Genomic DNA, 11,156 nt, shown 5'->3' on the forward strand with positions numbered 1-11,156 from the left:
TTGAATATATTAAATATGTTAAATCTCATCAAATTTCAGTATATTTTAAAACGTTTTTTTCGACAAAAACTTTTATTTATCAACTATAATTAGTAAAAAATGATATAGTTAATTTTTCCAAAAATTAAAAAAATGACTAGTAAAAATACATATCAAGCAGATTCTATTAAAGTTTTAAAAGGTCTTGAAGCAGTTAGAAAAAGACCAGGAATGTACATAGGAGATACCGATGATGGCACTGGCTTACATCACATGGTTTATGAGGTGGTAGACAACTCAATTGATGAGGCATTAGCAGGCTATTGTAAAAATATAAACGTGAGGATTAATTCAGATGGAACTATTACAGTAAGTGATGATGGAAGAGGTATTCCTGTTGATATGCATAAAGGAGAGAAAAAATCTGCGGCCGAGGTAATTATGACTCAACTTCATGCAGGTGGTAAGTTTGATCATGATTCATATAAAGTTTCAGGTGGATTACATGGAGTTGGTGTTTCAGTTGTTAATGCATTGTCAGAAAAACTAGAATTAGAAATAAATAGAGATGGGAAAAAACATTTTATAGAATTTAAGAATGGTGAAGCAAAATCTCCCCTTAAAGTTGTTGGAAAATCTAAAAGCACAGGAACTCAAATAACATTCTTACCTTCAAAAGATATTTTCTCATCAATTAAATTTAGTGCAAATATTTTAATTAAAAGGATGAGAGAGTTAGCGTTCTTAAATAAAGGTATAAAAATAATTTTTATTGACGCTAGTCAAAAAAAAGAAAAGACATCTGAATTTAAATTTGATGGTGGTGTTTTAGAGTTTGTAGAGTTTTTAGATGAGAAAAGAGAAAAACTGCAAAATAAAAATGGTAATGATTTATTTCGAAAACCAATTTATATTGAAGGCAAAAAGAATAATATTGAAATAGAGTGTTCATTAAAATGGAATGCTGGTTATGCGGAAGACATATTTCCATACACAAATAATATTTATCAAAAAGATGGTGGAACACATTTATTAGGTTTTAGAAGCGCTCTCACAAGAGTCGTAAATAAATATGCAAATGAAAATAATTTATTAAAAAAAAATAAATTAGCTATTTCAGGAGATGACATTAAAGAAGGCTTAACGTGTGTGCTTTCAACTAAAATCCCTGATCCTAAGTTTTCTTCACAAACGAAAGATAAGCTAGTTTCATCCGAGGTAAGAATGATTGTTGAAACTTTGGTAAATGAAAAATTATCAATTTGGTTCGATCAAAATCCATCTATTGCCAAAATAGTTTTGGCTAAAGTAATTCAAGCAGCTATGGCTAGAGATGTTGCAAGAAAAGCTAGAGAAAATGTAAGAAGAAAAGGAGCCCTTGAATTAAGTGGATTACCAGGAAAATTAGCTGATTGTCAGATAGGAAAACAAGAGGGTACGGAATTGTTTATAGTTGAGGGAGACTCAGCTGGTGGTTCCGCTAAACAAGGAAGAAATAGAGCAAATCAAGCGGTTTTGCCTCTAAGAGGTAAAATTTTAAATACTTATGTTGAGGACATAAATTTAAAAAAAAATGGTAATGGCAATGGTAACGGTTCAGATCAAAGAACAAAAGCTCTTGCAAAAATGATATCTTCAAATGAGATAGTAACATTAATTAATGCACTCGGACTTGATCCTAAATCTCAGGAAATAGATTTAAAAGATCTAAGATATGGTAAAATAATTATAATGACTGATGCTGATGTTGATGGCTCTCACATAAGAGCATTGTTGTTAACTTTTTTTAATAACAAACCATTTAATAAATTAATTGAAAATGGTCATGTTTATCTAGCTCAACCACCATTGTTTAAAATTAATAAAGGTTCAAAAGGGATTTATATTAAAGATGAAAAAGAATTAGAGGACTATATCGTAAATAATAACAAGGAATTAAAGAAATTGAAAAGAGGATCGAAAGATTATTTAAATGCCTTAGATATAGAAAAATCAAAAATGAATATACAAAGGTTCAAAGGTCTTGGTGAAATGAATCCAGAAGAGTTGTGGAATACAACTTTAGACCCTGAAACTAGAAATTTGCTTCAAGTGCAGTACTCTAAAGATCTTAAAAAAGATCAAAGTCTTATCCATACACTAATGGGAAGTGATGTTGCATTAAGAAAAGATTTCATAGTCTCAAATGCTATTAATGTAAAAAATCTTGATATTTAAAAATGAAGTTTTTTGAAACTTCAAAACACCATTCATTCAAAAAATCTACTTATATTGCCTTAAGATGGATCGGAATAATAGGACAGTTAATTGCAGTTAATTTTGTATACTTTGTATTAGATTTTAAATTTGATTTTGTAACTTCTAATCTAGTGATATTTGTTGGCATCATAAGTAATTTTTACTTAATTTTTATTTATAAAAAAACTCAATTATCAGACAGATCAGCTTTCATTTTTTTAGTTATTGACATTTTACAATTAGCTATTTTGCTCTACTTGTCAGGTGGAATTCTTAATCCATTTGTTATTTTTATAATTATACCAAGTGTATTTTCATCATCTAATTTAAGTTTTAGAACAAATACTTTACTTGTGTTATTATCTGCTTTTTCAATTATATTTTTAACTTTTTTTTCATCAGAATTACCTTCTCCACTTGGTGATCATTTTCATGTAAGTCCTTATTATTATTACTCTATCCCAATCGCTTTGATTATTGCTCTTGTTTTTTTTAATTATTTTGCAATGACATTTGGAACTCAGTCTAGGTTAAGAAAAGAAGCTCTTACGAAAATGGAAGAAGTAATGGCCAAAGAGCATGAACTATTGTCCTTGGGTGGTCAAGCAGCAGCAGCTGCTCATTCATTAGGAACACCGCTTTCAACCATAAAAATAATTACTCAAGAATTACTAAAACAATTTGAAGGCAATAAAGACGTAGAAAAAGATATTAATTTATTATCTAGTCAAGTTGAAAGATGTAATGAAATACTAAAAAAATTAACTTTAAATCCAGACGAAGAGGATGAGTTTATTGATGTAGATATTACAATTAGAGATTACCTAAATGAAATTTTAAATTCATTTAAAGAGATAAGTACAAAGAAGTTCATTTTTAATTTTGACCAAGACTCTAATTCGAAAAAAATAGTTAAATCTATAGAAATTGTTTATGGACTAAGAAATTTTATAGGTAATGCTAATAAATTTTCTGATGAAAATATTTTCATAAACTTAAAGAGTGATAGTGAAATCACCGAAATCAGTATTGAGGATGATGGTCCAGGTTATCCAAAAGATATTTTATCAAAAATAGGAGAGCCATATTTAAAATCAAATAATCCTCAAGATAAATCAAAAACAGGTCTTGGTTTAGGTTTGTTTATAGGAAAAACACTGTTAGAAAAAAATTTTGCTAATGTGATTTGTAGAAATTCTAAAACAAGATCTGGTGCAGAAGTAATAATTAAATGGAGAAATAAAGATTTATTTAATATTTAATGAAATTTTTTCTTTGTTTCGAACAAAGAGCTAAGTTGAGATATCATTACATCTCCTAACTCATTTACATCAGTAATTTTTATAGCTCTGTCGTAATATCTCGAAACATCATGTCCAATACCAATCGCTAAAATTTCAATATCTGATTTATTCTCAATAAATTTGACCATCTTCTTTAAATGTTTTTCTAAAAAATCACCTGAATTTACTGAAAGTGTTGAGTCATCAACTGGAGCTCCATCAGAAATTACCATTAAAATTTTTCTTTCTTCTTTTCTTTTTTTAATACGGTTGTATGCCCAAGATATAGCCTCTCCATCAATATTTTCTTTTAGCAAACCCTCTTTTAACATCAGGCCTAAATTATTTTTTGCCTGTCTCCAATGTGTATCCGCACCTTTATAAATTATATGTCTTAGATCGTTAAGTCTTCCAGGCGTTTTTGGTTTTGAATTTTTAGTCCAAAATTCTCTACTCTGTCCGCCTTTCCAGTTTTTTGTGGTAAATCCCAAAATCTCTACTTTGACCGAACATCTTTCGAGTGTTCTTGACAGTATGTCCGCACAAATAGCAGCAATCGTTATTGGTCTTCCTCTCATAGAACCAGAATTATCAATTAGCAAAGTTACAACTGTATCTTTAAAATCTAGATCCTTTTCTTTTTTAAATGACAAAGAATTATATGGATCCATTATTATTCTTGGTAACTTTGAACTATCTAGCAAGCCTTCTTCTAAATCAAATTCCCAAGCTCTATTTTGCTTTGCTAATAATTGTCTTTGAAGTTTATTGGCTAACTTAGTAATTACATCTTGGAAACCAATTAACTGTTGATCTAGATTTTTTCTAAGTTTAGTAGCTTCATCTGCATTTTCTAGATTTTCAGCTTTAACAACTTCGTCGTATTGAGTGGTAAATATTTTGTAATCAAGATTTACATTATCAATTTTTTTTTGGATTACCTGCTCAGAATTTTGTTCATCAGACTCAACATCAGACAACTGTTCATCTAAATTAAACTCGTCTATACTGTAATCAGCATCAACAGATGCCTCTGTTTGCTGTTCATCATTTTCATCTTTGCTATCTTCATTATCTTTATTTTGGTCATTATTTGAGGGATTGTCTTGACCTTGGTCTTGATTTTCTTCCTCTTCTTGATCTTCCTCATCACTTTGAAAAATATCCATTTCTTCTAGTATTTTGGAAAATTTAGAACTGTACGTATTTTGATTCTCTAAATTATTTAATAAAAACTCTTTATGTTTCTTAATTGATTGTTCAAAATCTTTTTCCCAGAAATTAAGCATTCTAGATGTTAAAGGATTTAGCTCTATATTATGAAAATTTTTAAGCATATATAGCTCAAATGCTTCAGCAACAGGAACGTCTTCTTTTGTTTTAAGCTGATCTTTTCTTTTACGATTAATTATTTGTGAATAGTTTTCAGAAAAATTTTTTTGAATTCCTTTCAACATTTTGCCTCCTAGGGCTTCATATCTAATCTTTTCAGCTATATTATATAAAGATCTAGAGGAAGTATTTGAAGGCAAATTTTTTCTGTAAATTTTTTCATTAGAAAACCTTTTTTTAAGTGCTGTAGAGTCTGTTTCAGCCCTTAATTTTATAAAATCACTTGGACTAGTTAGATCATTTATTTCAAAATACGAAATATCTTTCGTCTTTTTATCCTGAGAAGATTTATTGTTTATATCAGTATCGTCTGCGATAACTTTTGCTGTTGAAGATAAAGCAATTCTAAATTTTTCTTTTAAATTTGTTTCTTTATTGCTCATTTAAATTTGAATATTGATCAAGGACTCAGGCAATTCTTCACCAAAACATCTTTGATAATATTCCGCGATTGTATTTTTCTCAATATCATCGCACTTATTTAAAAAGGTTACTCTAAATGCATATCCGGTATCCTTAAAAATTTCAGAATTTTCAGCCCAATGAAGAACTGTTCTTGGGCTCATTACAGTAGATATATCTCCAGCAATAAAACCTTTTCTAGTTAAGGATGCTACTTTAATCATATTAGCAACTTTTTCTTTTCCCTTAGCATTATTTAAATTTTTATTCTTTGATAAAACTATATCCATTTCTCTATCTAGGCTTAGATAGTTTAATGTTGTTACAATATTCCATCTATCCATTTGCCCTTGGTTAATCTGCTGTGTTCCGTGATAAAGTCCAGTAGTATCACCAAGCCCAACTGTATTAGATGTAGCAAATAACCTGAAATACTTATTTTGACTAATTACTTTGTTTTTATCTAGTAGCGTGAAATTTCCTTCAGCCTCCAACACTCTTTGAATAACGAACATAACATCAGGTCTTCCAGCGTCATACTCATCAAATACTAAAGCAACTGGATTTTGAATTGACCATGGCAGGATACCCTCATTAAACTGTGTCACTTGTTTTCCATCTTTAAGAACAATTGCATCCTTACCTATTAAATCTATTCGACTAACATGACTGTCTAAATTTACTCGAATACACGGCCAGTTTAGTCTTGCAGCTATTTGCTCTATGTGTGTTGATTTTCCAGTACCATGATATCCTTGTACCAATACTCTTTTATTAAACGCAAATCCGGAAATGATTGCAAGAGTAGTATCTCTATCAAATTTATAGTTTTTATCTATTTCAGGCACATATTCATTTTTTTTTGAAAATGCATCTACTTCCATTTCGGAATCTATTCCAAAAGATTGTTTTAAAGAAACTTTTATGTCAGGTTGGATGTTAAGATTTGGAGTCAATTTTTTCCCTATAAGTGTTTTTTAGCTGCGTGTAAGCTAAAGTTATCAGTTTTAATTTTTCCTCGTATTTTTTATTTCCGGCATTCATATCAGGGTGAAATTTTTTAACAAGCACTTTGAATTTTTCTTGTATTTTTTGCCACTTTAAACCTACAGATATTCCCAATATTCCAAATGCTTTAATATCTTTATGATCAAATTTAAATTGACGCATATGATTATAATCTCCATTGAATTTATCTTTATCAAATTCATCTTTTAATGTTGTGTTCCATAGGACCTTAAAAAAATTATCTGAAGAACTAAAATTTTGAGTGGGTTTGTGCCAAGTCATATCTGATTTTAAAAAATTGATTACTTGATTATCACTCATTCCAGAAAAATAATTCCAGTTTTTGTTAAATTCTTTAACATGTTCCAGACAAAGCATTCTATATTTCCTACTATTATCCTTCTCAATTGGTGCTCTGTATTCACCAATTTCATTACAATTATTCCAGTCACAAATATTTTTCATGATATAATAATTACTATATGGATATAAATGAATTAATTGCAATTATAAAAAAAAAATTATCAGATCAAATAAATATTCAAAGTATAAATATAGAAGATAAATCTTTTCTTCACAAAAATCACAAAGGTAATCAAGAAGGTAAATATCATTTAAAGTTAAATATAGTTTCTGATGAGTTAAAAAGTATGAACAGAATTGAAAGTAATAAAAAAATTTATAAAGTATTAGATAAAGAATTGAAAGAAACTATTCACTCAATTCAAATTCAATTATCTTAAGTAATCATTAAAAAATTTTTTCAATCTTTCTTTTGGATATTCAATATTAATTTGCGGAGACCCAATTTTTTTTAAAAGTACCAAATTAATCTTTTGGGATTTATTTTTTTTATCCTTTGTCATGAAAAATAATATTTTATTTATATCTTTTTTTGTAAAAAATTTATTAACTGATATTGCTAGATTTAAATTATTGATATGATTTAATATTAGGTTGTAATCACTTTTTTTAAGCATTTTTAAATTTAAACTAAAACTTAATGCTGTCTTTATACCTAAGATTACTGCTTCACCGTGATTTAATTTCTTATTGTAATTTAAGCTTGCTTCATAAGCATGGCCAAATGTATGTCCAAAATTTAAAACTTTTCTTAAATTTTTTTCTTTCTCGTCTTTTTCAACCACATTTTTTTTAATTTTACAGCTTTCATAAATTGCTTTTTCAATAAATGGAGAACTCAGTTTAGTAATTTTATTCATATTCTTATTTAAAAATTTAAAGAAATTTTTATCTCTTATCAGAGAATGTTTTAAAATTTCACCATATCCACAAACAATCTCTCTTTTTGGCAACGATTTAAGAAAATCAACATCTGATATAACTAGGTTCGGTTGATAAAAACTACCAATTAGGTTTTTTCCATAATGTGAATTTATGCCAGTTTTACCACCAATTGAAGAGTCAACTTGGGATAAAAGCGTTGTTGGTATGTTTATAAATTTCATACCTCTTTTAAAAATACTAGATGCAAAACCACTTACATCACCTGTAATGCCCCCACCTATTGATATTATACAGTCATCTCTAGAAAAGTTTTTATTTAATAAAATTTCTAAGATCTTATTAATAATATTAAAGTTTTTATTGGCCTCGCTAGCATTAAAAAAACATATATGTATTTTCTTTTTTTTTAATGAATTTTTTATTTTAGTGATAAATTTTTTTGGTACATTTTTATCAACTACAAGAAGACATTGATTGAATGTTAAGGAATTATTCTTAATTATTTTTGATAGGTTGGTAATTAAATTTGATCCAATTATTATTGGATATTTTTGAGTTTTTGTTTCAATTTTTAATTTAATTGGTTTCATAAATTTCTTTAATTTTGCTTACTATTTCATTTTTTGTAAGATTATCACATTTGATTTCATATAAGGCTTTAGAATAAATGTTAGTTCGTTTTTTAATTAAATCAATTAAATCATTATCTGTAGCATTAATTGTTAAAGGTCTTTTTTTGCTATTTTTAATTCTTTCAACTAAAATTTTTTCATTCCAATTTAACCAAAATGAATAATGATTTTTTAAAACTTCATTTCTAATATTTTTATTTGCAAAAGCACCTCCCCCAAGAGAGACAACTGTAGAACTAAGTTTTAACTTTTTAAGTGTAGTTTTTTCCTCAATTTTTCTAAAATATTCTTCTCCTTTTGTCTCGAATATTTTTCGAATTGTTGTATTTAAATTTTTCTCTATTTCTTTATCTACATCTACAAAATTTAATTTAAATTTTTTTGCTACTAAAGAACCTATAGAACTCTTACCAGATCCCATCATACCTAGAAAAACTAGATTTTTTTTTGATTTCATAAGTTTAAATATTGAAAAAACACAAATATGTCTTAATTTGAAATTAACTAAAGTTATATGCAATTCAACAAAAATACAAGTTCAGGTAAAAAAAGTATAATCGGACTAGTTGTTAAATCTATTTTTGGACTAGTAATTGTTCTTGGCGTTGTTTTAATTCTCAATTCAATTGATTTTCCTGCCCCTAAAAAGGAAATTGAAAAAATTATTCCTAATGAAAATTTTAAAATTGTTAAATAAAAAATTCTTTTTTATTTTTTTAAGCTATCTAATTATTTTAAATCCTATTCACGCAGAAGATAATCCAATTGATATATGGAATCTTGAAAAAAAAGAAAATGAAACTGTTGAGGAAGCAGTTATTACCGAAGGTGAAAATAATAATGATCAAATAAGTGTTTTTGATATGCAGTCAGATAAAAATACTGGCTCGATAGAATTAGATGAAAATTTAATATCAAAAGAAGTCAAAATAGTAGGATTATACGATCCCGCAGAACACGGTTTGACTATTGATATGTGGACGAATTCTGATGGTCAAAAGTTAAAAAATTTATTTAACAGTTTAGAGAAAATTAATCTTTCTAATGATGCATTAGAAATTATGGAAGTCTCATTACTAACTAACGCTCATTATCCTAATCAAAATATTACTGAAAATGAATTTTTAAAATTCAAATCTGATTGGTTAATTAAAAATTCTAATTTAGAACTCATTGAAGAATTTTTGGTTAATAATCAAATTGTAAATTCTCATCCCAAACTAACCAGACATTTATTAGATAACTATTTATCAGATAAAAATATAAAGAAGACCTGTGAATTTTTTACAAAAATTAAAGAACCAGTTGAAGATGAATATTTATCTAAATTAAATTTATATTGTTTAGTTAATTATGGAAAAAACGAAGAAGCCCAATTAATTCTAGATCTTAAAAAAGAGTTAGGTTTTCAAGATGAATATTTTGAAAATAAAATGAATTACCTGTTTGGTTATATTGAAGAAGCATCCAAAGAAGTCTCTGAAAGTTCAGTATTTGAGTTTCATTTAGCTCATAGAACAAATCCAGAATTTTCATTTGAACCCAATGAAAATACGCCTCAATTAATTTGGAAATATCTATCAAATTCAAATTTACTACCAGATCTAAGTAATGTTGACATAAATGATCAAGATAAAATCTTAATTATTGAGAAAGCTGCAAATTACAAAATTTTCTCAGAAAAAGACTTATTTGAATATTATAAAAAATTTCAATTTAATATTGATCAATTGTTAAGTGCAACCGATACTTACAAGTTGCTGTCTCCGTTAGAAGCAAGAGCATTAATTTATCAAAGAGCACTTTTAACGAGTGAACCAGAATTGAAATTGAAATTTTTACAGTTGTTGAAGCAGCTATTTGAGGACAACAAAATTGGTTTAGCTTTTGATAAAGAGCTGAATAACTTTTTGAATGAAATTGAAGTTGATAATGTTCCTTCAGATTATTTAAGTTTTTACAACAACTATTCAAAAAATCAGAATTCAGAGTTCAAAAAAATTCAATACAATAATAATATTTTACATCAATCTAAGTGGGTAAATTATTTTAGAGGAGATTATTCAAAATCTGAAATACAAGAAGATTTAAAAAAATTTCTTGATAGAATAATTTTTAGTAATGAAACTTTGTCCACCAAAGATATAATTTTTATAGAAAGTCTGAAATCAGACGGAGTTGAAATACCAAGCGAGTATGACAGTTTGTTTTCACAAAAGCCTTATGAGCTAGATGAAAGTTTAGTGGACTTGATAGAGGCAAATGAAGTTGGAACAGTTTTATTGTCTTTAATTGAGATAATAGGTAATGACAAAATAGAAAATATTGATGAAAAAAGACTTTATTTTATTTCGAACACCCTAAATCAAATAAATGCTGATTTAATAAGAAATAAGCTATTGCTAAAAGTTCTTCCTTTAAAAGTATAAAAATTATAATAACATACAAATTTTATGGCGATAAGAACGATTATTACAGAACCAAACAAATTACTTCGACAAGTATCAAAACCTGTAGAAGCCGTTGGAAGCGAAGAGCAAAAATTAATGAATGATATGCTCGATACAATGTATGATGCTAATGGTATTGGTCTTGCAGCAATTCAGATTGGTATACCAAAAAGAATTATAGTGATGGATATAAGCAAGGATGAAAACAAAAAAGAGCCCAGATACTTTGTAAATCCTGTAATAAAAAATAAAGATCCGCTTAAGGCAACTTATGAAGAAGGATGTTTATCTGTACCAAATCAATTTGCTGAAATAGATCGACCGAGTAAATGCGAGGTAGAATATTTGGATTACAATGGAAAGAAACAAATACTAAAGGCAGATGGATTGCTTGCAACATGCATACAGCATGAAATGGATCACTTGGAAGGTATATTGTTTATCGACTATCTTTCAAAACTAAAAAAATCAATGATCATAAAGAAACTTTCAAAATTAAAATCAAATACTGCTGAAGTTTAAAA

At 27.6% G+C, this 11,156-nt stretch carries 11 protein-coding genes; 6 read left to right on the forward strand and 5 right to left on the reverse strand.

Going from position 1 to position 11,156, the window contains the following annotated elements:
* Window positions 1-132: 132 nt before the first annotated feature.
* The gene (locus tag ACTTA6_RS06910) at window positions 133-2,196 is read left to right on the forward strand and encodes a DNA gyrase subunit B (RefSeq protein ID WP_440613506.1); all 2,064 of its coding nucleotides are present in this window, start codon (window positions 133-135) and stop codon (window positions 2,194-2,196) included.
* Between the two features lie 2 nt (window positions 2,197-2,198).
* Window positions 2,199-3,479: an ActS/PrrB/RegB family redox-sensitive histidine kinase gene (locus ACTTA6_RS06915; protein ID WP_440613505.1), complete on the forward strand. Its 1,281-nt coding sequence runs from the start codon at window positions 2,199-2,201 to the stop codon at window positions 3,477-3,479.
* Here the strand turns inward: ACTTA6_RS06915 and ACTTA6_RS06920 are convergent.
* Genes ACTTA6_RS06920 through ACTTA6_RS06930 form a run of 3 tightly spaced genes read right to left on the reverse strand, consistent with a single transcriptional unit; the run spans window position 3,476 to window position 6,767 of the window.
* Window positions 3,476-5,275 (reverse strand): cobaltochelatase CobT-related protein, encoded by a 1,800-nt coding sequence (locus ACTTA6_RS06920; protein WP_440613504.1) that lies wholly within the window; start codon window positions 5,273-5,275, stop codon window positions 3,476-3,478. The genes ACTTA6_RS06915 and ACTTA6_RS06920 overlap by 4 nt on opposite strands.
* Window positions 5,276-6,250 (reverse strand): cobaltochelatase subunit CobS, encoded by a 975-nt coding sequence (cobS, locus tag ACTTA6_RS06925; RefSeq protein ID WP_440613503.1) that lies wholly within the window; start codon window positions 6,248-6,250, stop codon window positions 5,276-5,278.
* Window positions 6,234-6,767 (reverse strand): J domain-containing protein, encoded by a 534-nt coding sequence (locus ACTTA6_RS06930; RefSeq protein WP_428079254.1) that lies wholly within the window; start codon window positions 6,765-6,767, stop codon window positions 6,234-6,236. Before ACTTA6_RS06930 ends, cobS begins: the two co-directional genes overlap by 17 nt.
* Window positions 6,768-6,784: 17 nt before the next feature.
* Between ACTTA6_RS06930 and ACTTA6_RS06935 the strand changes: the two genes are divergently transcribed.
* Window positions 6,785-7,045, forward strand: a complete 261-nt coding sequence (locus ACTTA6_RS06935; RefSeq protein WP_440613502.1) for a BolA family protein — start codon at window positions 6,785-6,787, stop codon at window positions 7,043-7,045.
* Here the strand turns inward: ACTTA6_RS06935 and aroB are convergent.
* Both aroB and ACTTA6_RS06945 read right to left on the reverse strand, forming a co-directional pair.
* Complete coding sequence (aroB, locus tag ACTTA6_RS06940) at window positions 7,037-8,140, reverse strand: 3-dehydroquinate synthase (RefSeq protein WP_440613501.1); 1,104 nt, start codon at window positions 8,138-8,140, stop codon at window positions 7,037-7,039. The two genes, ACTTA6_RS06935 and aroB, sit on opposite strands and share 9 nt — an antisense overlap.
* The gene (locus ACTTA6_RS06945) at window positions 8,127-8,639 is read right to left on the reverse strand and encodes a shikimate kinase (protein WP_440613500.1); all 513 of its coding nucleotides are present in this window, start codon (window positions 8,637-8,639) and stop codon (window positions 8,127-8,129) included. Before ACTTA6_RS06945 ends, aroB begins: the two co-directional genes overlap by 14 nt.
* A 57-nt stretch (window positions 8,640-8,696) precedes the next feature.
* Here ACTTA6_RS06945 and ACTTA6_RS06950 point away from each other — a divergent pair, with 57 nt between their 5' ends.
* Genes ACTTA6_RS06950 through def form a run of 3 tightly spaced genes read left to right on the forward strand, consistent with a single transcriptional unit; the run spans window position 8,697 to window position 11,154 of the window.
* Window positions 8,697-8,879, forward strand: a complete 183-nt coding sequence (locus ACTTA6_RS06950; RefSeq protein WP_075505937.1) for a hypothetical protein — start codon at window positions 8,697-8,699, stop codon at window positions 8,877-8,879.
* Entirely contained in the window at window positions 8,854-10,611 is a 1,758-nt protein-coding gene (locus tag ACTTA6_RS06955) for a hypothetical protein (RefSeq protein ID WP_440613499.1), read from the forward strand. Before ACTTA6_RS06950 ends, ACTTA6_RS06955 begins: the two co-directional genes overlap by 26 nt.
* A gap of 24 nt (window positions 10,612-10,635) precedes the next feature.
* Complete coding sequence (gene def / locus ACTTA6_RS06960; protein WP_262590130.1) at window positions 10,636-11,154, forward strand: peptide deformylase; 519 nt, start codon at window positions 10,636-10,638, stop codon at window positions 11,152-11,154.
* Window positions 11,155-11,156 lie beyond the last annotated feature (2 nt).

The sequence above is a fragment of the Candidatus Pelagibacter sp. HIMB1636 genome, assembly GCF_052047675.1.
Lineage (GTDB): Bacteria > Pseudomonadota > Alphaproteobacteria > Pelagibacterales > Pelagibacteraceae > Pelagibacter.